At 37.5% G+C, this 24,865-nt stretch carries 23 protein-coding genes; 5 read left to right on the top strand and 18 right to left on the bottom strand.

Features of this window, described 5'->3' with window-relative positions; genetic code table 11:
* Window positions 1-7: 7 nt before the first annotated feature.
* The 4 genes from K5G00_RS12925 to K5G00_RS12910 are packed head-to-tail and all read right to left on the bottom strand — an operon-like array spanning window position 8 to window position 4,298.
* Window positions 8-1,183, bottom strand: a complete 1,176-nt coding sequence (locus K5G00_RS12925; RefSeq protein ID WP_238766578.1) for an ABC transporter permease — start codon at window positions 1,181-1,183, stop codon at window positions 8-10.
* 3 nt (window positions 1,184-1,186) lie between these two features.
* Window positions 1,187-2,167, bottom strand: a complete 981-nt coding sequence (locus tag K5G00_RS12920) for an HlyD family secretion protein (RefSeq protein WP_238766577.1) — start codon at window positions 2,165-2,167, stop codon at window positions 1,187-1,189.
* A gap of 14 nt (window positions 2,168-2,181) precedes the next feature.
* Window positions 2,182-3,708, bottom strand: coding sequence for a TolC family protein (locus tag K5G00_RS12915; RefSeq protein WP_238766576.1), 1,527 nt, complete (start codon window positions 3,706-3,708; stop codon window positions 2,182-2,184).
* Window positions 3,705-4,298 carry a TetR/AcrR family transcriptional regulator gene (locus K5G00_RS12910; RefSeq protein WP_238766575.1) on the bottom strand — a complete coding sequence of 198 codons (594 nt, stop codon included), beginning with the start codon at window positions 4,296-4,298 and terminating at the stop codon, window positions 3,705-3,707. The genes K5G00_RS12915 and K5G00_RS12910 overlap by 4 nt, the downstream gene beginning before the upstream one ends.
* Before the next feature lie 229 nt (window positions 4,299-4,527).
* On the opposite strand from K5G00_RS12910, the gene K5G00_RS12905 reads away from it, so the two are divergent.
* Together K5G00_RS12905 and K5G00_RS12900 are read left to right on the top strand one after the other, a co-directional pair.
* Window positions 4,528-5,103: a TetR/AcrR family transcriptional regulator gene (locus K5G00_RS12905; RefSeq protein ID WP_238766574.1), complete on the top strand. Its 576-nt coding sequence runs from the start codon at window positions 4,528-4,530 to the stop codon at window positions 5,101-5,103.
* 76 nt (window positions 5,104-5,179) lie between these two features.
* Window positions 5,180-5,896 (top strand): porin family protein, encoded by a 717-nt coding sequence (locus K5G00_RS12900; RefSeq protein WP_238766573.1) that lies wholly within the window; start codon window positions 5,180-5,182, stop codon window positions 5,894-5,896.
* Between the two features lie 169 nt (window positions 5,897-6,065).
* Here the strand turns inward: K5G00_RS12900 and K5G00_RS12895 are convergent, their stop codons facing one another.
* From K5G00_RS12895 to K5G00_RS12880, 4 genes are all read right to left on the bottom strand, one after another.
* The gene (locus tag K5G00_RS12895) at window positions 6,066-8,378 is read right to left on the bottom strand and encodes a GH92 family glycosyl hydrolase (RefSeq protein ID WP_238766572.1); all 2,313 of its coding nucleotides are present in this window, start codon (window positions 8,376-8,378) and stop codon (window positions 6,066-6,068) included.
* A 116-nt stretch (window positions 8,379-8,494) separates the two neighbouring features.
* A complete protein-coding gene (locus K5G00_RS12890; RefSeq protein WP_238766571.1) occupies window positions 8,495-10,438 on the bottom strand; it encodes an alpha-L-fucosidase in 1,944 nt (647 codons plus the stop codon).
* A gap of 130 nt (window positions 10,439-10,568) precedes the next feature.
* Window positions 10,569-12,818 carry a GH92 family glycosyl hydrolase gene (locus K5G00_RS12885; RefSeq protein ID WP_238766570.1) on the bottom strand — a complete coding sequence of 750 codons (2,250 nt, stop codon included), beginning with the start codon at window positions 12,816-12,818 and terminating at the stop codon, window positions 10,569-10,571.
* Between the two features lie 86 nt (window positions 12,819-12,904).
* Window positions 12,905-13,642: a 3-keto-disaccharide hydrolase gene (locus K5G00_RS12880; RefSeq protein WP_238766569.1), complete on the bottom strand. Its 738-nt coding sequence runs from the start codon at window positions 13,640-13,642 to the stop codon at window positions 12,905-12,907.
* Window positions 13,643-13,894: 252 nt separating this feature from the next.
* Here K5G00_RS12880 and K5G00_RS12875 point away from each other — a divergent pair, with 252 nt between their 5' ends.
* From K5G00_RS12875 to ygiD, 3 genes are all read left to right on the top strand, one after another.
* Window positions 13,895-14,470, top strand: a complete 576-nt coding sequence (locus K5G00_RS12875; protein ID WP_238766568.1) for a Crp/Fnr family transcriptional regulator — start codon at window positions 13,895-13,897, stop codon at window positions 14,468-14,470.
* An 84-nt stretch (window positions 14,471-14,554) separates the two neighbouring features.
* Complete coding sequence (locus tag K5G00_RS12870) at window positions 14,555-15,166, top strand: YceI family protein (RefSeq protein WP_238766567.1); 612 nt, start codon at window positions 14,555-14,557, stop codon at window positions 15,164-15,166.
* A gap of 86 nt (window positions 15,167-15,252) precedes the next feature.
* Complete coding sequence (gene ygiD, locus K5G00_RS12865; RefSeq protein ID WP_238766566.1) at window positions 15,253-16,134, top strand: 4,5-DOPA-extradiol-dioxygenase; 882 nt, start codon at window positions 15,253-15,255, stop codon at window positions 16,132-16,134.
* Between the two features lie 3 nt (window positions 16,135-16,137).
* Here the strand turns inward: ygiD and K5G00_RS12860 are convergent, their stop codons facing one another.
* The 10 genes from K5G00_RS12860 to K5G00_RS12815 form a co-directional block, all read right to left on the bottom strand.
* Window positions 16,138-16,296 (bottom strand): hypothetical protein, encoded by a 159-nt coding sequence (locus K5G00_RS12860; RefSeq protein WP_238766565.1) that lies wholly within the window; start codon window positions 16,294-16,296, stop codon window positions 16,138-16,140.
* Window positions 16,297-16,338: 42 nt separating this feature from the next.
* On the bottom strand, window positions 16,339-17,793 hold the full coding sequence (locus K5G00_RS12855) for an NAD(P)/FAD-dependent oxidoreductase (RefSeq protein WP_238766564.1): 1,455 nt from the start codon (window positions 17,791-17,793) through the stop codon (window positions 16,339-16,341).
* A gap of 182 nt (window positions 17,794-17,975) precedes the next feature.
* Entirely contained in the window at window positions 17,976-18,593 is a 618-nt protein-coding gene (gene cysC, locus K5G00_RS12850; RefSeq protein ID WP_238766563.1) for an adenylyl-sulfate kinase, read from the bottom strand.
* A 6-nt stretch (window positions 18,594-18,599) separates the two neighbouring features.
* On the bottom strand, window positions 18,600-19,394 hold the full coding sequence (gene cysQ, locus K5G00_RS12845; RefSeq protein WP_238766562.1) for a 3'(2'),5'-bisphosphate nucleotidase CysQ: 795 nt from the start codon (window positions 19,392-19,394) through the stop codon (window positions 18,600-18,602).
* Between the two features lie 121 nt (window positions 19,395-19,515).
* Window positions 19,516-21,471 carry a GNAT family N-acetyltransferase gene (locus K5G00_RS12840; protein WP_238766561.1) on the bottom strand — a complete coding sequence of 652 codons (1,956 nt, stop codon included), beginning with the start codon at window positions 21,469-21,471 and terminating at the stop codon, window positions 19,516-19,518.
* Window positions 21,472-21,653: 182 nt separating this feature from the next.
* Window positions 21,654-21,971 (bottom strand): hypothetical protein, encoded by a 318-nt coding sequence (locus tag K5G00_RS12835; protein WP_238766560.1) that lies wholly within the window; start codon window positions 21,969-21,971, stop codon window positions 21,654-21,656.
* The gene (locus K5G00_RS12830; RefSeq protein WP_238766559.1) at window positions 21,958-22,818 is read right to left on the bottom strand and encodes an alpha/beta fold hydrolase; all 861 of its coding nucleotides are present in this window, start codon (window positions 22,816-22,818) and stop codon (window positions 21,958-21,960) included. Before K5G00_RS12830 ends, K5G00_RS12835 begins: the two co-directional genes overlap by 14 nt.
* A 65-nt stretch (window positions 22,819-22,883) precedes the next feature.
* Window positions 22,884-23,444 (bottom strand): Crp/Fnr family transcriptional regulator, encoded by a 561-nt coding sequence (locus tag K5G00_RS12825; protein ID WP_238766558.1) that lies wholly within the window; start codon window positions 23,442-23,444, stop codon window positions 22,884-22,886.
* A gap of 61 nt (window positions 23,445-23,505) precedes the next feature.
* Window positions 23,506-24,345 carry a VOC family protein gene (locus K5G00_RS12820; RefSeq protein ID WP_238766557.1) on the bottom strand — a complete coding sequence of 280 codons (840 nt, stop codon included), beginning with the start codon at window positions 24,343-24,345 and terminating at the stop codon, window positions 23,506-23,508.
* Between the two features lie 21 nt (window positions 24,346-24,366).
* Window positions 24,367-24,774: an SRPBCC family protein gene (locus K5G00_RS12815; protein WP_238766705.1), complete on the bottom strand. Its 408-nt coding sequence runs from the start codon at window positions 24,772-24,774 to the stop codon at window positions 24,367-24,369.
* Between the last annotated feature and the right edge of the window lie 91 nt (window positions 24,775-24,865).

The following is a 24,865-nucleotide window of genomic DNA, read 5'->3' as shown; positions in this document are numbered from 1 at the left end:
AACTTTTTTAGCTTTTACCCCAATATTTTGGGTTTTCCAGGTAATGCTTATAAAAAGGCATGAAACAGAGAGAAACCAGCAGAAAAACAAGGATATAGCAGATGTAGGGGAGAGCTTCTTTGAGTGGTGCGCCGCGGAGTGACTGCGAAATAAATAGTTTTTGCCACCATGTAAACGGGAAAAGTGAAGCAAAAATTTGTGCAAATTTTGGCATGGCTTCCAACGGAAATGTAAGACCGGAAAAAGTGATTCCCATCATGGAATAAGCACTGGCGATTGACAGGGCCAAACGCAGGTTTATAGTTGTTCCAACAAAAATAAGAGCCATCAGCTGGTAGGTTAAAATGGTTACGAACTGAGCACCGAAGATTATGAGGTAATTTCCGTTTAAAGGCATTCCTTCGATTTTGTATAACAGAATATTGATGGAAAGAGCAAAAACAGAAAAAATAACGGTATAAGGCAAGAGTTTGCCAACAATTGCCAAACGAACACTGTTTCTGCTTGTTTCCAAAAGATCTAAACCTGTACCTCTTTTTAATTCATTTCCCAGCGTATAGATTGAACTTAGCAGCACAAATAGAAATAACATCACATACATCAGTGCAGAGTTGAGGAAATATGAATAATTGGTAAATGGATTAAAGAGGACATGTCGCTGGATATTTACAGGAATAATCCGAGCCATTGCTTCCTCTTCGTTTTTGCCTGTCATCATTAATTTCTGAAGTTGTACACTACCTGAAATGGTTTTTATTGTGGTCAGAACGGAACGTTGAAGAATGCCTGCTTTTAAAACATTGGTACCATTTATGTAAACCGGAATCTCAGCCCGAATTCCCTGGAAAACTGATTTTTCTGTTTCGAAAGGAATAACTACTATTGCTTCAACCAAACCTTGTTTGAGCATTTCCCTGGCTTTAAAAATATCAGGTGTTTGCACGGTTACATCGGCGTCGGAAGATGCATCGAGAGCATTTGCTATTTTTATCGATAAGGTCGAATTATCTCGGTCAACAACTGCAACAGGCAGCTCTTTTACTACCCCCTTATGGAAAATAAAAAATAGTAAGCCAATACCGATGATTGGACCTAACAATAAGAGAAAACGGTAAGCCGGATTGTGAAAAATCCGCCTTAATTCCCGTTTTGTTACGGCAAAAAGGGATTTTTTCGTTTTCATGATTTATTCACTTAAAGTTACAACGGCGGTCATACCCGGACGCAGACCAACGATTTTTGAAACCGGGCGGGCCTCAATTTCAAATGACTTTAAATCAAATTCGCCGGATGTTTTGGTGGCATTCCAACGGGCAAAATCACCTGTAGGACTAATATAACTTACTTCAAATTCATATTCATTATTATTCAAACCGGGAATTTTAGCTTTAAATGTATTCCCCATATTAAATTGCGACAAATAGTCTTCGCGAATGTAAAATGTTACCCAGATATCCTCGAGATCCAGTAAGGTAACCACCGGAAACCCTGTTGGAACCAGTTCTCCTTCTTCAACGTTTATGCCGGAAACTTCACCACCTGAAATTGCGTTGACAGATGTTTCGTCAAGATAAGCCTGTACTTGTTCAATGGCAGCATCAGCTCTTTTTACAAGAGCAGCTGCAGCATCTTTGTCTTCTTCGCGTGCTCCCTTTTCTGCTTTTTGCCATATTGCTTTTGCTGCATTGGCCGTTTCTCGGGCAGCTTTCATTTTAGTCTCTACTTCATCGCGTTTTTGTGCTGGTACTACACCTTCTTCAAACAGATTCTGAATGCGTTCAAACGTTTTTTCGGCAAATTGAGCCGCAGCTTCAGCTTTTACATATGTACTGTATGCTGCTGTAATATCTTCCTGCTGGGCTCCGTTCTGTGCTTTCCTACTTTGGGCGCTTGCTGCTGAACGAGCCGCCGTTGCTTCTGCCATTTTTGCATTAATTTCAGGACTGTCAATAGAAAAGATAAAATCTCCTTCATTGACTTTTTGTCCTTTTTTTACCGCAATATCTAAAATTCTTCCCGGAACTTTTGATGCTATTTTCAATTGTTTAGCCTCAACTTCTCCCTGTAAAACAACTGGCTCTTTTTCCAAAACAACAGTAAAAGTGTAAATAATAAATGCTAAAACTGCTGTGACAACAAGAATGGTAGCTATCGTTTTTTTATTCATGATTTATCGATTCTTTAATTGATTAATGATTCTGTAATAGTGTTATTTCCTTTGCAAAAAGCAGTATATTGTTCCGGAACACCGGCTGTTTGAATGAGTTGTGCAAGTGTAACATCGTAATTATAAAATACTTTTAAACGAAGTGCTTTCACCTGAGTCACTTTAGTGTAAGCTTCTATTACTGACGTTGATGTTGCCAGCCCTTCTTTAAACGCTTTTTGTGTACTTTCAGCGTATTCTTGTGCCAGCTCAAGCGTACTTTCCAGTTCATTGCGTTGTTCCATTTGCATCTGTAAGGTTTCGTGAAGTTTGGTTATGTAAGCTTTTATATCGGAATATGCTTTTTGTTCGGCAAAGTTCACCTGGCTTTCCAATGTTTTATCTGCCTTTATTTTATTTTTTCTCCCTAAACCTTCAAAAACCGACCATTTTAAACCTACGCCCATCATCCAGTCGGGCATATAGGGCGAAAGATTTTTTTCGGCCAGATTATAGCTTCCAATCATAGCTATAGTTGGCAAATACTCTCCTTTGTTCACCTTATTGTTTATGTTCACCAACTCCCTTTTTTTATTAATTTTTTTTAGTTGCGGATTTGTCTCATATGCTTTGTTTACCCAGTAGGAAATACCCTGTAATTCTTTATTGATAAACAAGTGGCTTGCAGGCAAAATAGTAAACATCGAGTCAATCGAAAGCGTCGCTTCCAGTCCCGAGCGAACAACTTCAATATTTCGTTTTGCTTCTTTTAGTTGCCGTTCTGCTTCATTTTTTGAAACCCTGGCATGTAAAAGCTCTACTTTGGCAATCATTCCATTGTCAAATAATTTTTGTGCGTCAACGTAATGTTGTTCAGCAATATTCATCATTTGTTGCCTTACTTTCAATACCTGCATGCCAAGAGTAAGTCCGTAATAACGGGTAGCAAGTTCCGTAAGCAGATTTCCCTCAGTTTGTCGCAGTTCTTCTTTGCTTATCGCGAGTTCAGCATTGGCTGCATCATTGGCGCCCTTTATTTTTCCCCCTGTAAATAAAGGCCATATCATATCTGCTGAAACTGTTGCAAAATTCTTTTCCTGAATTACTTTATCCCAGTTTGCATTGTTAATTTCATTTCCGGCCTCAAGTAATTTTTCTCTTACTGCACCGGTGCTCATGTCATCAGGTAAAACCGGAACAACTGCGTTGGTAACCGGATCGGGATTGGGGACACCGCTGAATACACCATATGTGCCGAGAGTATTGTACAGAGGCGTAATTGCTTCTTTCACTGGGGTTAAATCGAGATGAAGCATGTCTGACATGGAGACAGCTTTGGCACTCACCGAAACCTGGGGCATGTACAATCCTTTTTTTGCCTTTAATTCGTATTCTTTTTGTTTGATTTGTTGTTTCGCGCGTTGTATTCCGGGATTTTGCTCGGTCATCATTTGAAATGCTTCTTCAAAAGTGAGCATTTGATTATTTTCCTGCCCGGATGAAACGATAACACCGCAAAACACCAAAAAGAAGGTACAAATGGTTTGTTTTCTTTTTTTCATTTTCCTGGCTCTTTTAAAATTTTATTTGTTAAATAAATAAGGTGGTCTTCATCTTCTTTCCTTAAAATGACCCTTTTATTCGAGTTTTTGTAATGTTGGTTTATATACTGGATGGTGTTGATTACAACAATCAGGTACAAGTCAGATTGGCTAATTTTTTTGTCCAACTGTCCGGATGAGTGACCATCGTACACCAAAATATTCAGAATTTTAAATATCTCGTCATGTAGCTTTTCATCTATGACAAAACTGTAATCGTTCATTAGCACATAAAGAAATTTGAGTTTATTCGGGGCAGTATTTGCCATCTTAAAAAAGTGGCGAATCATATTTTCAACAATGCCTGTGAATGTAGAATCAAGACTGGTTAGTTCTTCAAATTTTTCAACAACCTCCTGGTAAACATCATGAAGCAGCGCATTTACCATTTCATATTTACCTTTGTAGTGCATATAAAAATATCCGGATGCTACGTTTGCATCCTTGGCAATTAATGATGCGGAGGCGCCACCAAATCCTCGTTCCACAACCAATTTCATTGTTGATTGCTTTAACCTTTCAATCCTGTTTTGATCTGTAATTCGTGCCATTTTTATTTTATTAATAAATGAATGTTCATTCATTATTTGGAGGCAAATGTATAAACAAATTTTTTATGTGAAAGGAAATTTGTTGCAATTTAAGGGGAAATTAATATTGAGTTTTAGCATTTAGATTTTATATTAACATTCAGTTTATATTTTAAAAAAAATAGAAATACCTGTTCTGTTTTTCAATAAAAGTTGTACTTTTGAACTAAAATAGTCGAAAAGTCGTAATATGAAATCAGAAGTTAAAGAGAATATAATTACAGTTGCGCAGGACATTTTTATGCGTTTCGGTTTCAGAAAAACCACAATGGATGAAATTGCGTATGCAGCGCGTAAGGGAAAGAGTTCTTTGTATTACTATTTTAAAAGTAAAGAAGAAGTTTTTCAGGCTGTAGTAGAAAAAGAGGCAAGTGTATTACGCTCAGAAATTGTCGCTAAAGTAGCGGAGAGTAGTTCAGCTAAAGAAAAATTACGTTCTTATATTGTTGTACGCATGGAAGGATTTAAAAATTGGGGAAATTTCTATGTTGCGTTAAAAGATGAATATCTTTCAAATTATGATTTTATAGAAAAAATCAGGATTCGTTATGATGAAAGCGAAGTTAATTCAATAACTCAGATCATAAAAGATGGAATTGATGGTGGAGAGTTTAAAGGTTTAAATGCCGAATTAACAGCGAAGACAGTATTAATTGCAATGAAAGGATTAGAGGTGCCCTTAATTGTTGGAAAAGATTTGGAAACAAATTTTAGAAAAGAAATTGACGACATGTTGGAAATTTTATTTCATGGTATTTGTGCCTAAAAAATTTTGCTATAAATTCGACTAAATGACTAAAATCGTCGAAATGATTAGATTTTGAAATATAAACAGTTAAACAATGAAACAGAAAATTAGAAAATCAGACCAGTACGAATTGAGGACCCGGCTGGTTTCTTCATCAGAAGAAGGATTTTTATTAAACAAATCTCAAAAAAGCGGAAACAATAACCGGAAAAAATTTTTGGTGCTAGTTATGGTATTATTGAGTTTTAGCCCCAATTTATTTGCCCAGTTTCAATGGGGAATAAAGCTTGGAGTAAATACTTCTACTCAATCTGATATTGGAAATGTTTTTGACAATGATGGTTTGCGAACCGGCTTTGATGCAGGAATTATCGGCAGGTATGAGGCAAGTAACTGGTTGGCTTTTAAATCGGGAATCGAATATAAAACGATTGGAGCTAAAACTGATGTTTTGGGTGAAGACTCGAAACTTCAAAACAACTTGAGTTATCTGGCCTTACCGCTTAAAGCGGAGTTTTCAGCCAGTGAAAAAGCCGGTTTCAAAAATGGGCAACGTTTGTTTTTTGCTACAGGGCCGTACTGCGCTTATTTAATAAATGCCGAACAAAAATTCAAGGGGCAAACAAGCGATTTAGACAATTTAAACGATATTGATTTGGGATGGTCGTTTGAGCTTGGTTTCGAATTTCCGGTGTGTAAAAGTAATGCATTACAGCTTTCAGTAAATTATGATATGGGTTTAAGTAAAATAGCAGATAATGATGATGTTAGAAATAAATCGGCTTCAGTGAATATCGGATTTTTGTTTTAAAATGTATAAGTTGATTATTAGGTAGAAAGACAGGAGTAGGTGATTTCACTTATTCCTGTTTTCTTTTTTCCTGAAAAAGTGTTTTGTTTGAAAAAAATCCATCTTTTTTTATTCTTAAATAAAGATGGATCTTTTATAATTTTTTCACAGACGAAGGCAGGAGAGTTTTTTACTCTTCTTCATTTGTCATCGAATAGGGATAGCTTTCCTTCCCTGCTCCACGATTTTTATTGGGCGAGGATGCCATATTAAAGTCAAGCTCTCCGCCATTTTGTAATAATTCGTGTGTAATATAGTTTTTGTTCCATACTTCCCCGTTAAGTTTTACATCATCAATGTAGAGGTTTTCTTTTGAGTTGTTGTCGGCGCGAATAACAAACTCATTTCCATTTTCCATCTGAAGTGTGACTTTGTTAAACAAAGGAGCTCCAAAAACATACTGATCGGTTCCAGGGCAAACAGGATAAAATCCCATTGAGCTAAAAACATACCATGCCGAAGTTTGTCCGTTGTCTTCGTCGCCACAGTAACCATCGGCCTGTGGAGTATATAATTTAGTAAGAACCTCGCGTACATGTTTTTGAGCTTTCCATGGCTGGTTGGTATAATTGTACAGATAAATCATATGCTGAATTGGTTGATTACCGTGCGCATAGTTTCCCATACCGGCAATTTGCATTTCACGTATTTCGTGTATTGGAAAGCCGTAGTAGGAATCGTCAAAAATAGGAGGAACAACAAACACTGAATCAAGCATAGCTACAAAACCGGCATCGCCGCCCATTAATTGTTTGAGCCCTTCAATATCCTGAAAAACACTCCACGTATAATGCCAGCTGTTTCCTTCAGTAAAGGCATCTCCCCATTTGTAAGGGCTAAATGGTGACTGGAAAACTCCGTCTTCATTTTTCCCTCGCATAAGATTATACTCCGAATCGAAAACGTTACGGAAATTCCGGGCGCGTTTTTTGAACAGGTCAATTTCTTCCTGTGGGCGATCCAGCTCCTGAGCCAGTTTCCATATACAATAATCGGCATAAGCATATTCCAGGGTGCGTGCTGTGTTTTCGTTAATTTTTACGTCGTAAGGAATATACCCGAGTTTATTGTAATAATCAGCACCAAACCTTCCCACTGATTTTACATCCTCCATCCAGTCCTCCGTATTTTTTACAATTGCTTCATAAAGCGTTTCAATATCATACCCTCTGATTCCTTTTAAATACGAATCGGCAATTAACGATGCAGAATTGGAACCAATCATACAATCCCTGTGACCGGGGCTTGCCCATTCCGGTAACCAACCACTTTCTTTATAAGTGTTAACCAGGCCTGCCATTATTTGTGAATTCAGCTCGGGATACATTAGCGTGAAAAACGGGAAAACCGCGCGGAAAGTATCCCAGAAACCGTTGTCGGTAAACATGTAGCCCGGTATGACTTCGCCATTATACGGACTGTAATGTACAATTTCGTTACTGGCATTAATTTCAAAAAATTTGCGCGGGAAAAGCAAGGTGCGGTAAAGGCTGGAGTAAAACGTCCTGCGTTGTTCATCAGTACCTCCTTCAACTTTTATTTTTGAAAGTTCTTTTTCCCAGATGGCTTCACCTTCTGAATAAATATTTTCAAATGATTTGCTGCCAATTTCACGGCTTAAATTTAATTCTGCCTGTTCCGGACTAATAAATGAAGAAGCTACCTTTACATTTATCTTTTCACCTTTTTGGGTTTTAAAGCCAACAACTGCACCGGTGTGATCTCCTTTTGCTTCTTTGGCATTACCCAGATTTTCCTCTTTCCATGTTTTAGTGACTTCAAAATCTTTGTCGAAAACTGCAACAAAATAGTTATGAAAATTGGCCGGTACTCCTCCGTGGTTATTTTGGCAGTAGCCGATAATTTTTCGTTCTTCAGGAATGATTTTTACCGATGAACCACCGTTAAATGCATCAAGTAACAGATATGAGTTTTCATTTTCGGGGAATGTGAATCTGAATATTGCTGCGCGTTCGGTTGGTGTTACCTCGGCAGTCACATCATAATCTGCCAGATAAACTTTGTAGTAAAAAGGTTTGGCTGTTTCTGCCTTGTGTGAAAACCAGGAAGCCCGTTCGTCTTCATTCACTTTTAATTCTCCCGTGATCGGCATAAACGAAAACGCTGCGTAATCGTTTATCCACGGACTGGGTTGATGGGTTTGTTTGATACCTCTGATTTTATACGCATCGTAAGTGTAGCCCCAACCATTACCCATTTCTCCGGTTTGGGGTGTCCAGAAATTCATTCCCCATGGTCGCGCAATGGCAGGGTAAGTGTTTCCGTTTGATAATAAAAACTCGGAATCAGTTCCCATTAGCGGATTGACCAGGTCCGTTAAATTCTCATTGCCATAAGTGGCAACGGTATGCGAGGTGTCATTACCACTGTTTTTACACCCAAACAGAAATAGTAAGGTGATAATTAATGCTGTGTATTTCATCTTTATATTTTTTTAGTTATTAATTCGAATTGATTTTTTTTATTTCCAAAGATTATCTTTTTTCTTTTTTTACTGCCAGATGCAACAGAAAAGGAGTTGTCTGCCTCCCTGATTTTTTAATAAACCTTTATTTCAGCAAAAGTTGCAAGGTCGCTGTTTTTAACATCCGATTTTGAAATCAGCTTGATGAATCTTCCGGTAACCTTATTTTTTAGCTTTAACTTTTGCAAACCAGGGTTGTTTTCAATGTTGCTAAATATTCCTGTTGCCAACGGAGAACCCCAATTTTTACTGTCCCGACTGCAATATAACTCATATTCGTATATTATGCCTTCTTTTTTTCCGTCTTGTCGTGGAAGATAGGAAAAACCTTCGAACGTTTCATTTCTTCCAAAGTCAATTATAATCTCTCCGGATTTGGAGTCAGCAAAAGTTCTCGCTTTATTATCGATTGCATTTTTCATCAGATTTGCCGGAACAGTTTTCCACAACTCCCTGGAAATACCAATTTCTTCGTCAATAATATCTGTTGAATAATCTCCAGAATCGGCTTTTGCAAAATAATGTATTTCTCCTCCACCGGGGAGTATAAGTGGAGAGGAGTATGCAATAAAGTCTTCTACTTCCGGTTTCGGTTTTAAGGAATAAAAGACGGTTGCTCCCTCTATTTCTTCAAAAGTAACTGTGTTGTTTAAGGACACGTGTAAAACGGGATCATCGATTAAAACAGGCGCATTGAAAAGTCCCAATTCCGAAATCGTGATACATGGAGCATCGGTTTTTAGAGTTAATCTCGCTTTGGTTGTTGTTATTTCATCCATTTGTAATATTCGTTTATACCCGACGGTAGTTCCCTGCGCAATTTTTTCAAATTTACCATTTTGTTCCACTTCAAAAGTAAAAGCTTTAACACGTTGTCCCAAACGAATATATTCTTGCAAAAGCAGACGGTTAAAACGCGTAGCTACTGCAAAATTAATCTCGATGGTAGCCTCCTTTACACTGTCTTCACTAGCCCAGTAAGTTTTGGTGTTATTATCAACGGATTTCTGTATACTAAAATTCTTTGAATTTCCCCTTGTATTGCTGGCAGAAAGCGTTGCTTCAACAATAAGGTTTTCACTGAATTCAAGGTCAACCTGCTTTTTAAACTTTAATAAAGCCCGGACATCGCTGTGCTGTATACGGCCACTTGGAGCAATGGCAATACCAAGGTTCAGAGTTGATCCGCGTGCAATGGATGTATAATATAAATCCATTAAGTTGGATAGGCTTCGTGGCTGATGGCCGGTGTGAAAATACCAGGCTTTAGGCCAAAGTAGAGTTGTATTTACCTCTGCGGGAATCCATTGAGGCCCACCTTTATCGCCTGTACCAAGCCTTTTTCCAAAACTTTCACTTTCTCCCGGAAATTTTCCCTCCGGATCAAAAGTGTTCCAATTGGTTTCATTTCCTATCCCGGCTTCGTTTCCAACCCAGCGTACCCCGGGACCTGCATCGCTAAAAATTACTGCATCGGGCTGGTATTTGTGCACAATTGAGAAAATAGAATCATAACCATAATAGGTTCTGCGATCGATATTACGCCTTTCGTTTGCACCTCCGTAATACCCTGTGCCACCGTTTGCTCCGTCAATCCAAAACTCAAACACTTCACCATAATTGGTCATTAACTCTTCCAGTTGGTTGTAATAGTATTCTACATATTCGGAGTACCCGTATTTAGCGTGATTCCTGTCCCATGGTGACAGGTAAACTCCCAGATGTAACCCGTATTTTTTACACGATTTTTTCAACTCTCCCAATACATCTCCCTGTCCGTCTTTCCATGGGGTTGCTTTTACCGAATAATCGGTGTACTTGCTTGGCCAAAGACAAAAACCGTCATGGTGTTTACAAACTAAAATTAGTCCTTTCATGCCAGCCTCGTAAGCTGTTTTTGCCCACTGGTCGGTGTTTAGATCATTCGGATCAAACAATTTTGGATCAACATTTCCGTAGGCCCATTCTTCTTCGGTGTACGTATTCAGTCCATAACAAATTAAACTGTAGTACTCCATTTCGTGCCATCTTATTTGAGCTTCTGACGGTATGGCCCCGTATGGCCGTGGAGAATTTGTTTCCCTACAGCTGAATAGGACAGAAGCAAGAAATATTGAAAACAGCAGTAGATAAATTTTATCTCTTTTTTTAGTAAACATTTGATTCTGGACGATTTTCCAATGCAGCTCCGTATTCCTCATGCGGTTGGTTCCCCATCACAAATTTGAGTGTGCCTCCGTTTAATATATCTTTATGGGTGATAAATGTCTTTTTGTATTCCTTCCCATTGAGCATTGCCGATTGGATATAAATATTTTCAGGACTGTTGTTTTCAGCAATAATGGTAAATGATTTATTTTCAGGTAAATTAATAGTTATTGTGTCAAACACCGGGCTGCCAAATACATATGCTCCAGCTGCCGGGTTTACCGGGTACATTCCCATCGATGAAAAAACATACCACGCCGACATTTGTCCACAATCCTCATTGCCGCACAAACCGTCATTTTGATCAGTATACATGGTACTGCAAATTTCGCGAACCAATTCAGCGGTTTTCCATTGTTGTCCTGCATAAGCATACATATAAGTTGTATGATGACTTGGTTCGTTTCCATGCGCATATTGACCGATTAATCCGGAAATATCAGAAGAAGCACCTTCTACTTGTTCTGAATCAATGGTAAAAAGGCTATCCAGTTTATTGATAAAAGCTTCCTCACTTCCAAATAGTTGAATTAGCCCTTCCGGGTCATGTGGCACCAGCCAGGTGTACTGCCAGGCATTTCCCTCGCAAAAATCGTCGTTGCGATGTTGCGACGAAATAGGGTCAAAAGGAGTTCTCCAGCTTCCGTCGCCCATTTTACCACGAACAAAATGAATGTCTTTATCAAAATAATGCCGATAATATTTTGATCGTTTTGTATAAAGTTCAGCATCTTCTGTTTTTCCCATAGCATTTGCCATAGCAGCAATGCACCAATCGTCGATCGCATATTCCATCGCACGCGCAACAGACTCTACCTGTGACTCTGCAGGAATATATTCCTGTTTTTTTATGAAATCCAGTCCACGTTCGTCCCGCATCGAAAAAGCTTTCATTGCGTCCAACGCTTTTTCAGCGTCAAAACCCCGAAATCCTTTCAAGTAGGCGTCTGCAATAACCGGAACTGCATGATATCCAACCATAGTATTGGTTTCGTTACCGTGGAGATGCCAAACCGGAAGTTTGCCCTGTTGGTTGTATATATCAAGCATTGTATTTACAAAGTCGTTAACACGATTGGGTTGCGTAAGCGTATAAAGCGGATGAGCTGCACGATAGGTATCCCACAACGAAAAAGTTGTGTACGTGTCGTAGCCCGGATTTTCATGGGCTTGTCGATCTGCCCCCCGATAGTCTCCGTTTACATCATTAAATAACGACGGCGCAATCATTGTGTGATAGAGTGATGTGTAAAATATTTTTTTGTTTGAAAGATTGGTTGATTCAATATCAATTTTCCCCAATTCATTATTCCACATCGTTTGTGCCATTTCTTTCACTGCATCAAAATTCCATAAACCGATTTCCTCGTCGATCTCAGCAAGCATATTATTTTCGGCGCCCCTCATATTTACGGGAGAAATTCCAGTCTTTACCATCAGCTCGCCATTTCCTTCAAATTCGATAATGGCAGTCATATCGCCTGTTTCTTCATCGGATTCAAGTATTTCAAATTTTTTTATGTCTTTTGAAAACCGTGTGTAATAAAATAACTGCTGGTCTTGTGCCCATCCACTCGAAAAACGAAACCCTTTAACAGAATTGTTATTTGCCTGTTGAATGGCCCCTTTTGTTATTTTATCCCAACCGGTTCCGTATTTCAAATCAATTATAATTTTTGAATTTCCATCAGCATTAAAATTGTATTTATGGAAACCAACCCGTTTGGTAGCTGTTAATTCGGCGTCGACATTATATCGATCGATGTGAAGCGAATAATAACCGGCTTTTGCTTTTTCATTGTCGTGTGAATATTTTGACTTCCAGGGGAAAGGTGTTTCTTTTGCTTCTTCAGGATTGAAAGCGTTGGAAACAGGCATAAAAACAAGGTCACCTAAATCTCCAATTCCTGTGCCACTTAAATGTGTATGAGCAAATCCGATTAAAACCGAATCGGAATAGTGATAGCCGGAACACCAGTCCCAACCTTGTGTTTCGTTGTTTGGTCCAAGTTGAACCGCACCAAAAGGAACACTCGCTCCTACAAATACGTGACCGTGGTAACCACTTCCAATCAACGGGTCTACAAACTGAGTGTAATCCGTCGATTGTTGCACCTGCTGTTCATTCCCGCAGGAAAAGAACAAAAAAAGAGGTAGCAGACTAAAAAGCCTGCTGTTTAATAATTTCATAATAACAAATTTTAAAACAAATTTTTTTTAAATAAATGGATAGCAGAATGTAGAATTAGTTTTAAAATTTGGTCGTTTATGCCCGTTTAAAGTTCGCGAATTTTTATATTACGGAACCAAACTGTATATCCGTGATCCTGCAAACCAATATAACCTTCTTTGGCAATACCTTCGGTAAAACCGGGGAAATTTTTGAATTTACTGTTTTGTACCAGTTCATCCCATTCAGGTGTCCAGTGTGTATATTTTACTACTTCGGTGCCGTTCATGCTGATGGTTGCTTCACCGTCGTCTACTTTAATTACGCAGGTATTCCACTCTCCTGCAGGATTTATAGTTGATGGATCTGCTGCAATCATGTCATAAAGCGAACCGGCAAGATGACTATCTATTTTATTATCGGTAGCGTCTTTATTATCAAGCACCTGAACTTCCGGAGCTGCAAAATAAATAGGTTTACCCGGAACTTCGCGGACATAGTAGAAGATTCCTGAGTTCGCCATTTTTCCCGCTTTCCAATCAATTGACAATTCAAAGTTTTTAAATTTTTTGTCTTCAAAAAGGATATCGCCGCCAGCTCCCTGACCGGGATTTTTTCCTTCTCCGGTAAATACTTTCATTGTGTTATCTTCAATTTCCCAATTGGCAGGCATTTCCGTTCCGTTGCATTGGCGCCAGCCATCGAAATCTTTACCGTTAAAAAGTAGTACCCAGCCGTCATTTTTTTCGGCTCTCGTAAGTGTGTTTGGTTTTTGTGCCATTGTTGTTGCAGAAAGCAAAATCCCCGCAGCAAAAATAACTACTGTTAAAATGTTCTTTTTCATGATTAGTTTTTTTAATCCTTAAAGGAAATGAATAAAAATTTTAATTGATCTGTGCTGTCAAATATAATAATTTGGTTCTGGCTATCCTATACTCTGTTGAAAGGTTTGTAGTTATTTGTGAAAAAATGAAATCCAGTTTTAAATTATTTTGCTACTCTATTTTAAATTTATTGGTTTATAAGGCTTTTTCTTTTTCAGGCATCTGTTTCAACTAAAACTTCTTATTTTTACCTGTATAAGCGCTGAAAGGATATGGAAAATTTTGTTGCCATAGAAAAATTTTATGAAAAAAATCTTGAGCGGGAACTCTCAATCGCAGAGAAGGAGTTGATTCAGATTTCATTTCGAAAAGAAATATTTGAAAAAAAACAACTCATTTTTGGTAGTGGCGAAACAAATACTCGTCATTATTTTATTGAAAAAGGTTTATTGCGAATGTATGTTATTGACTCTTCCGGCAAAGAATTTAATATTTTGTTTGCCCGCGAAAACCAATGGATTGGTGATTTGGCTACACCCGCCGAAACTTCTTATTTTCTTGATGCAGTAGAGAAAAGTGTCGTATATTCAGTTACTGACGAGAACATGAATAAACTCACCAATAATTTTGCTTCGTTTGTTCGTTATTTGAAACGTTCATACATATTTCAGCAAAAAAGGCTGATTTCTATTCTTGCAAAAACCGCCGAAGAAAACTACGAAGATTTAGTAAATAACCATGCTGAATTAATAAATCGGCTTCCCCAGTACCATATTTCATCCTATTTAGGAGTTACTCCCGTATTTTTAAGCAAAATTTTGTCAAAACGCGCAAGAAAAAAAGACTAATTTGTCTTTTTATTAAACTAGTTTATTTTTTTGATGTTTATGACAATGTAAGTTTGCAGTGTTAATAATTAAAAAATCAGAAAAATGAAAAAGTTAAGTTTAGTATTATTAAGCGTATTATTTCTCTCGGTAGGAGTAATGGCAAAAGGTGTAGACGATGGAAAGGCTGTATACAAGGTTGATCCCATGAAGAGTAAAGTAACCTGGACCGGTAAAAAAGTGACAGGAGAACACACAGGTACAGTTTCGGTGAATAATGGAGAAGTACATGTTAGTGGAGAAAGCCTGGAGTTGGCAAATATTAAAATGGATATGAACAGTATCGCTTGTACCGATCTTTCAGGTGATATGAATCAAAAATTGGTTGGGCACTTAAAGTCAGATGATTTCTTTTCTGTAGAAAATCATCCTCACGCCGTTTTTGAAGCAACGGGATTTAAAGCTGGTGCAGCTGACGGAGAATATATTGTAACCGGAAAGCTTACCATCAAAGGTATCACTCACGAGCTTTCGTTTCCTGCAACAGTTGAGGTAAATGATGGTACGGTTACGGCAAATGGTACTGCGGAGATTGATAGAACAAAATATGATGTAAAATACGGATCGGGTAAATTTTTTAGTGGTCTTGGCGATAAAATGATTTATGATGATTTTGAAATTGAATTTAATTTGGTTGCAACGGCTGAGGCCATTTAATTGTTGGTTTAATAAGGTATATACGCCATTAGAAAGGATTTGATCGCTTGGTCAGATCCTTTTTTAATCCACTTTATCGGTATTTTATGCTACGAAAAGAGTTTTTATATTTAGTTGGAGGATTAACAGGAATGTCAGGATTAAGAGATTTGCAAAAAGCAACCGGCGATTTAGCCGAAAGAGATAATAAAATGCCTGTACTTTTTATGGGGCATGGTTCACCAATGAATGGAATTGAAGAAAATGAGTTTTCTGCATATTGGTCAAAACTTGCAAAAGAAATTCCGCAACCGGAAGCCGTTTTGTGTATTTCAGCGCACTGGCTGACTCGCGGAAGCCATGTTACGGCAATGCCAAATCCAAAAACGATTCACGATTTTGGTGGTTTTCCGCAGGAACTTTATGATGTGCAATATCCTGCGCCGGGAAGACCTGAGCTTGCAAAAGAAGTGTCGTCTATTGTAAAAACTACAAGTGTAGGGTTGGATCATGATTGGGGGCTCGATCATGGTACATGGACAGTGGTCCGACATATGTATCCTGAAGCTAATATTCCTGTAATTCAACTAAGTATAGATTTTTATAAACCCGCTGACTATCATTATAAGCTGGCAGCAGAACTTGCTTCGCTTCGGAAAAAAGGCGTCTTGATTATTGGCAGTGGAAATATGGTTCATAATCTTCGGCGTGTTGACTGGCAAAATATGGATACACCCAACTTTGGTTTCGACTGGGCAAAGGAGATGAATGAAATATTCAAAGAAAAAATTGGAAAAGCAGAACATCAGGCATTAATCGATTACGAAAATCTCGGCAGTGCGGCAAAGCTGGCAATTCCAACACCTGACCATTATTACCCGCTTATTTATACTCTTGGTTTACAGGATAAAAAGGATGAAGTCGAATTTTTTAATGATAAATATGTTGGCGGTTCATTAACAATGACTTCGGTGAAAATTTTTAGCTGATTTTTAGGAATGTCCCTTTACAACAATCAGCATTATTTTCAGATTTAGCCTGAAAAATTTATAAATCTGAACAAATATATTTGTACGCAAACGTTTTGTCGTTTTGGTTGGAATTGGCGGGTAAAATTCATCCTTGTTGGCGAAAGTTATTTTATTTTTCATTTTTTTCTTTTTTAAATTCACTCATTCAATTCAATCACTTTATTATTCAGGCAGTAACCACCAGAACGGATAACCTTTGGCTTTGTGCAGAAACATGTAATGCAGGAAAAGTTTAATCCAGTGTCCTGCCAAACCAATCTCTCCGACAGTAGATTTTATGTTTCGCCCCCAGTCTGGATATTTTTCCCAGTCGGGAACAACCGGAGAAACAGTCATCGTAGCACCAAGTCCGTTTGTTAAACTGTATCCGGCAGAAACAATACAAGCTGCACCCATTCTCCCCATACTTGCCGTATGTTTGTGTTCTATTTTCCCTGTTTTTACAGCATGTGCAATGTTTTGAGCAATAATTTTACCAATAACTCCGGATGGCATCCCGGTTCGCGGTGGCGCCGGAAATATGGCCGTACCATTTACACTTTTCATAGGTTTTGAAATACTATGTGGTGGCGCAAATGCAATTCCGGCGGCGTAAATATTTGAATATGTTGGGTTTTGGTAAGTTTGAGGCCAGTCTTTGATGCTCCATTCCTCAAAAGGTTTTGGATTGTAGTCGGCATCAACTTTCATAAAACCGTTGGCTGCAAACAGGGTAGAGGTAATCTCTTCACCTGTTTTGTTGTAAGCTTTTATTCCCTGTCCGGCAAACCCGGGAATAAGCATTGCAAAATCGAATTCTGTTGTTTTTTCTTCTCCATCCAACGTTTCATAATGTGCCACTCCCTGTTCCACTTTTTTTACTCCGGCACGTTTTATCCATTTGATATTGTTTTCTGCAAAAACCGATTCAGTAAAAACTTTGGTTGAAGTAATGTAACCCCCTCTTTTTACAAATGCACCGCCCATTCCAAAATCACCAACTTCAAATTCGTTGCTTATCCATGTAATTTCCGCCAGATGCGAAAGTTTTCTTCTTTTAAGTTCAAAAGCGATGTTCAGAGCATATTCAAAAGCAGCTCCCTGACAGGTTGCCATTGGATGCCCGGTTCCAATTAAGAAACGTTGTTTTTTACCTTCCTGCATTAATTTTATGCTTTTCTCCAATTCTTCCCAGGCGTGTGCAGCGTGGTCGTAAGAACAAACAGAGACCGTTTTTTTCCCCGGCCCCAAACCTTCTGTAGCTTCGAAGTTTAGTTTTGGTCCGGTTGCATTCACGAGAAAATCGTATTCTACTTTTTCGGTTTGGCCTTTTTTATCGGCAGCTGTGTATTCAATATCAACAAATCCCATGTTTGTATTTTCATCACCCTCAGGATAAATCGCCGTGGCTTTGGCTTGCTTAAATACGATTCCCCAACGTCTATATACTTTTTCAAGTTTAAAACGCACCTGATCAACCGTCATTCTTCCGACTCCAACCCAAATATTGGAAGGAATCCACTGATAATACTGACTTGGAGAAACTACGATTACATCGTGTTTTTTACCGAGTTTTTTCTTAAGGAAAGCGGCAGCAGTATGACCGGAAATGCCTGCGCCTAAAACAACAATCTTCATCTGTTTAAGTCTTAGTTTTATTTTTCGATTTTATCAAAAAAGTTAACAAAAAAGAACATAAGATTGTTTAGATGGTGTCTATTTTAAAAATGAAAGAAACACAATTCTTATATTTAATATATTGAGGAGTAGCTGTTTGTGTGTTTTTTTTTTTCAATGAGTATGAGAGAGATGCAAAAGAGTTATAGTTCTTTTAAAGGGTCAAATTTTATTTCAGGAATAATTGCTCTTAAAAGCTCTGTAACCGTTTTATCGATATTTGGATTTGAATTATCAATTTCAACAAACGGATGGTTTGGTGCTTCAAACGGAGCAGAAATTCCGGTGAAATTTTTAATCTCACCTGTTCGGGCTTTTTTGTATAATCCTTTCGGATCGCGGTTTTCGCAAACTTCAAGCGGTGTGTTTATAAAAACTTCCAGATAATCTTCATCGCCAATAATTTCTCTTGCCATTTCGCGAATTTCGTTGGTTGGGCTTATAAAAGCACAAATCAGGATAATTCCACAGTTCATAAAAAGCTTGGAAACTTCGGCAATTCGTCGGATGTTTTCAATCCGATCTTCAGCAGTAAATTTGAGATTTTTATTGATTCCTGAACGAACATTATCTCCATCCAGAATCTGGCAGAAATAATTTAATTCAAACAGTCTTTTTTCAAGAGCACTTGCAATGGTCGTTTTTCCCGAACCGGATAAACCGGTAAACCAAATAACTTTTGCTCGTTGTTTTAGATAGATTTCTTTTGATTTTCTGCCTTTAATTTTATCAAACACCGGATGTATATTGTCTTCAATCATTTTTATTTATTTTACTATAAAATAAGGGTTTAATAAATTCTCTTTGTTGTATGTTAATTCTTCCGAAAAATCAGTCAGCCAAAGCTTTTTCCCTGCAGCGTTTGTAATAGCATGTCCGGCAGCGGTGTCCCATTCCATGGTTGGTCCAAAACGCGGATATTCGTCCGCCACACCTTCAGCAACCATACAAATTTTTAACGAACTTCCTTTCGAAATAATATCAATTTCGGCATGTTTTTGTTTTAACGCATTAATATATCCTTCAGTTTCAGGACTCATGTGTGAACGACTTCCAACCACAAAATATTTCTTCGTTTTTTTGGGCTTTGGTAATTTTTCACTCTTTTTCAATACTGAATCAAGCGTAATTTCACCACTAATATTTTCACACATAAACGCGCCTAAAGAAATCTCGCCAAAATATAATGTTTTAGAAACCGGAACATAAATTATTCCCATTACCGGCTTGCCGTTTTTCGCCAAAGCAATATTTACCGTAAACTCACCATTCTTTTTTATAAATTCTTTGGTACCGTCCAACGGATCAACAATCCAGAATTGCTCCCAGTCTTTTCGCTCTGAATAATCAATATTACGCCCTTCTTCACTTAAAACAGGGATTTCAGTCTTAGATAAATATTCCTGAATAATATCGTGACTTTTTTTATCGGCAATGGTTAAGGGTGAATTATCTGCTTTTTTTTCAACCGAAAAATCCGAATCATTATAAATTTCCAAAATTTTTTCACCTGCTTTAACAGCGGCTTTTATCGCAATTTCCAGATTTGTTTTGTTTTCCATTTTATCCCCGGGGTATTTTTCAAAAACAAATAATTTATCAACGAATTCAAATAGAATCGTTTAACAATTACAATTTCAAAATTTGTTGAAATTGCGGCGAAGATACTAATTTTTGTTTTTTTTAAACCGTTACAAACTGGGCGATGTTACGATTGATCTCAATCCGGTTAAAGAGGGATTTCATAACCCGGATATAAATTTCATCTTTCAGAACCAAATCTTCAATTCCTTCATCGATGTTTGGATTGTCGTTTATTTCGATAATATATACTTCACCATTTATCATTTTCAAATCAACTCCGTACAAACCGTCACCAATGAGCGAAGCAGCTTTTACAGCAGTTTTTACTACAATCTCAGGAACCTCTTCAATCGCCAGCGTTTCTGATTCACCATAATTTTCGTTGCTTTCCGTATTCCAGTCGTAAATTTGCCAGTGGTCTTTTGCCATGTAATATTTGCAGGCGTATAATGGTTTTTGATCCAAAACACCAATTCTCCAGTCAAATTCCGACGGCATAAATTCCTGCACCACAACAAGGTCCGATAAATTAAATAGTTTTTTTAGCGAGGCATCCAATTCTTCTTTATTATTTACTTTTTCTACTCCCAGTGAAAATGCGCTGTCGGGCTGTTTTAAAACCAGTGGAAAATTCAGATGTAATGATTTTGATTTATGGTAAGTTGATTTTGCCAAAATAACAGTAGCAGGTGTTTTTATTTTATTTTGTTTTAGGCGTTCATTTTGAAAAATTTTGTTGGAGCACCTCAGAATCGACCAGGGGTCATCAATAACTACTAATCCCTCTGCATACGCTGAACGTGAGAACTGGTAGGTGTGATCGTTTACATTTGTGGTTTCGCGTATAAAAAGCGCATCAAATTCAGGCAACTGGCTAAAATCGTCTTTGGTAATAAATTCAACATAAAAACCGATTTTTTCAGCAGCTTTTTTAAAGTTTTGCAAAGCATCGGGGCAGGAGGGGGGATTTTTTTCCTGCGGATTAACCAGAATGGCCAGGTCGTATTTGTAGTTTTTAAAACGAGGCCGGTTAAAACGTTTTTTTGAAAAATAGTTTTTTGCAAATTCCTGCACCTTTTCCATATGTTCCGGATTTACCTTTTTCAGGCTTAAAGGTGAGACCTTCTGCACAATCCATTTTTCGTTTTTTACAAAGTCGATTTGGATTAACGGGGCTTCAAACAAATGATATAATTTTTGTGCCAGCAAACGGAATCTGGGATTTACCGACTGCCCGAAATAAACAAAAATGCTAATCTTATTTTGCTGAACGTGTTTTAAACTTTTTTGAATATTATCATCTACATAACCGGAAATGGACCTTACCAACGAAAGACTTGAAAAATCGCGTAAAGTTGTAACGTTAGGAATTACCCGGTGGTCACGCGCCGATGCAAGGAGCGACACATAATACCCCATTTTTTGGTACTGGTACGAGTTACTAAGATTAAAAATCCGCACATTTTTTAACGACTGAAATTCGGGGTCAGTAATGTAACTCCGCGATGAAATTACTTTAACTCCTTCAATTTCCAGATTCCAGCTTTTGGGATCGCGAACAATAATAATATTTGAAATACTTTGTTTTTCCTGGTGATCTTCGAGTTTAAAAACCATTCGCAGACCGTCTTCGTTTTTTGAATAATAATCAGGCAATTCTTCAGTTATTGTAAATCCTGCGTTTTTATAAAATTCAACTAATTTTTTGTCCGCTTTTCTTGCTTCCAATGAAATTCGTTCAAATTTGCCGGTGGTTGCCATATTTAAAATAGCTTCCATAATTTGTTTGCCAATTCCCTGTCCCTGGTATTCAGGGAATACGCCGATTGAAAACAAACGTAAGGTTTTTGGATAAAGAAACAACGTAGCAGAGCCTACTGGTATGAATTTTTTGTTTTTGAGGATTTCTGCAACGACTATATTTTGGAAAGGGCTTGACAGACTGTAGCGGATAGCCCGCCGGGTACTTTGTTGAAAACGAGGAAAACATTTTTGTTCCAATTCTTCAAGAAAATCAAGGTCGCTGGACGCTGATTTTCGAATCGTAATCTTCATGCGATTTGTCTAAACGATATAAAAGTTAAAACCTATTTTTTGACCTAAAAAACTGAACCAAATGTAAACCATTTTTTTATTCGATGTTCTTTCTGCGAACAAAAATTAATGAATTGTAAAATTTCTGGTTTTCAGTGTGTTATTGTTGTGTTTGCTTAAGTGTTTGCAGGTTAACATTCATTTTATCTTGAATAGGCTTGAATTTCATCGATTAATCCGAGTTGAAAGGCTTTTTTTACAACGGGCCAGTCGCCACGGCGGTTAAAAAATAACGAGCAATAATTTCGTTGTATCAAACTTCCGTGGAAAAGATAAAATTCCAGTTGCCGGATTCCAGCTTCATTTTTTACCAAACTCAGGGCAAAATCAACATAACGTGTCATTGGTAATGAAGATTCTGTTGTTAAGTGTTTTATAATGAAGTCAATATCCTGACTATTCCCATTGTTTGCTTTGTTGATAAATTCCTGTAAAATTCCGCTGAATTTAATTTTTTTCATTTTCGCAACGTTTTAAAAAAGTAAGAATGTAGTTTGCCGAAACTGTAATTACATGTCCTGTATTTTCAAGTATTTTACATTCAGCTTGCTCGATGTTGGTTTTTAAACGGTTGGCTGTTTTTTCTGAATTAAAAAAACAATCGTTTTCGCCACCCATAAAAAACACAGGTGTTGTAATTTTTTGCAGTTCTGCATCTGTAAACAGAGGAAGTGCATCGGTTCGCGGAATAAAATGCTGTTTCACGAGTTTTGTAAATTGTATGGTTTGTTCATCGAGTTGTATGTTGTTGTAAACAATTTTATTCATTTTATTAAACCCCCATTTCCCCGAAACAGAAGTTACCAGCAGCCAAAAAATCAAAGATGGTTTTATTTGGGTAATTCCCGATGTTGAAATCAGCGCCAGTTGTTTTACTTTTTCCGGATGTTGAGTAGCAAATTTTATTGCAATCCAACCACCCAATGAACAACCTACCAAACTTGCATCCTCCAGTTGAAAAGCTTCAAAAACGTCAATCAACCAGTTGGAATAATGCGAACTTTTAAAATCGGGCCGGTTCTCCGCACTTTTGCCACACTCACCAATTATGTCGACGGTAAATACCCTGTAATTTTTTGAGTATTCATTTACATCAGCAGTCCACATGGCTGAGTTGGAGCCTGCTCCGTGCAATAAAATCAACGCCGGTTTTGATTTTACTCCACACTCGATTACAAACGTAAAACCATAACGTGTTTTTATAAACTGTTTTCTACAGTTTTGTGGCCATCGATTTAAAATTTGGTCGTAATAATTAAGGATTTCTTTTCTCCCTGTTCCTGTTTTGAATACTAAATTCTTTGCCATTGTTTTTAATTTTTTGGCAAAGTTCGGGATGTATAATTGCAGTTTTTTTGATGTAGATCAAAAAATTAGGTTTGTTTTCTGATTCGGCTCAATGTTTCTTGTGTTACTCCCATTAATGATGCGATGTGACCCAGTTTGGCACGTTTTATCATTTCCGGCGAAATTTGTTTCAGGTAATCGTATTTTTCTTTTGCCGACATCAGTCCAAACTCCCTGGAATTCGTATCAATTTTAACAAAGTGTTCACCCATTAAAACATTTGTAAAAGTTACAAACTGTGGAAATTGAGCTAGCTTTTTGCTGTTTTCCCTTGAAATCCCAATAAGTTCAGTTTCTTCGCAGGCCTGTAAATATTCAATTGCCGGAGTTTGATGAAAATAACTATACAAAGATGTTATAATGTCATTTACAACATGAATCCAGGCGGTTATTTCTTTTCCTTCATGCAAATGAAATTTTCGGACCATTCCCGACTTTATAAACCAGATTTTATTGCAATATTCTCCTTGTTCGAGGATAAACTCATTCTTTTTGAATTTTTCAATTTCCGCTCTTAATTCCAGTTCAAGGATGGCAGCGTCATCAAGCTTTGCATATTGGTTTATATAATCAATTAGCTTTTGCATTCAATGTTTCAGAAGTTTTTACTGAATGCAAATATAGCTAATTCAACTTTTGAAATTTGGTTTAAGCATTTTCCAGTGCCACAATATCAAACTTTTTCATTTTTAAAAATGCCTGAACAACTCGTTCCGAACTGGCAGGATCACTCATTAGTTTTTCAAGGACTGACGGAATAATTTGCCATGAAATTCCAAACTGGTCTTTTAACCAGCCACACTGCTCAGCTTCGGGTACAGCAGAAAGTTTCTTCCAGTAATAATCGATTTGTTTTTGTGTGTCACATTCGCACACAAAGGAAATCGCTTCGTTAAAACTAAAATTATGCGAAAGCGAACTATCCATGGCCATAAAAACCTGTTTGTTGAGTTTAAATTGTGCGTGTTTTATTGTTCCTTCAGTATCCGGATCTTCTGCTGTATATCTCATAATTCCCACTACAGAAGAGTTGTCAAATACGGATGTGTAAAATCCGATTGCCTTTTCAGCATTTCCTGCCTGAGTCTTCGTAAACATTAAAACTGGAGTAATTTTTTGACCAACATCTTCTATTTTCCCCAACGCCAGTTGCCAGCTAACACCAAATTTGTCCTGCAACCAGCCATATTTTTCACTCCAGTCATATTTGTCGTAAGGCATTAAAACCTGTCCGTCTTCAAGCAGTTTTTCCCACGCTGCATCAATTTCACTTTCATTCTCAAAAACTACATAAAACGAAATGGAAGGATTAAAGATAAATTGAGGACCTCCATTTAAACACATAAATTTTTGTCCGGCTGATTCAAAGTTGACGACCATCGGACTTTCTGAAGTAATCTTGGTGTTACTAAAAATTGAGCAGTAAAATTCTGCTGCTTCTTTGGCTTTTCCGTTGAACCAAAGACACGGGTATATTTGATTTTTCATGACTATATTTTTGAGAGTAAATTATTCAATCATTACATTTTTTAATTCTTCTTCCAGCCGATCCATATTTTCTTCATTTTTACCTTCAGCATATTTTTTCACCTGGCTACATTCTTCGGGCGTTTTAAAAAGCATTCTGAAACTCACTTTGGTTTTTGCAGCCGACAATTTTTCAAAAGAGGCTGCAATTTGAAAATGCGGCAATACTACATGATTAAACACAATCATTGATGGTCTTTCAATTTTTACAAAAACCGACTCATTTGCGTAATCGGTACCGTCGGGTCCATGCATAATAAAGCTCCATTTTCCACCCGGGCGAAAGTCAAACACGTGAAATGTATTTGTAAATCCATTGGGGCCCCACCAGTTTTTTAAATGTTTCGGATTACTCCATGCCTCAAAAACTTTTTCCTGCGAGAAATTTATACCATTTTAAATACAAAATGCCGCATTGAAATTTTTTAGGTAGTGTTTGTTTCCGGTTATTGACATTATGGTTTCGGGTTGCATTTCTATT

Origin of the sequence: Maribellus maritimus (genome assembly GCF_022267315.1) — a bacterium.
Lineage (GTDB): Bacteria > Bacteroidota > Bacteroidia > Bacteroidales > Prolixibacteraceae > Draconibacterium > Draconibacterium maritimum.
This window is presented reverse-complemented; position numbering and strand designations above follow the sequence as displayed.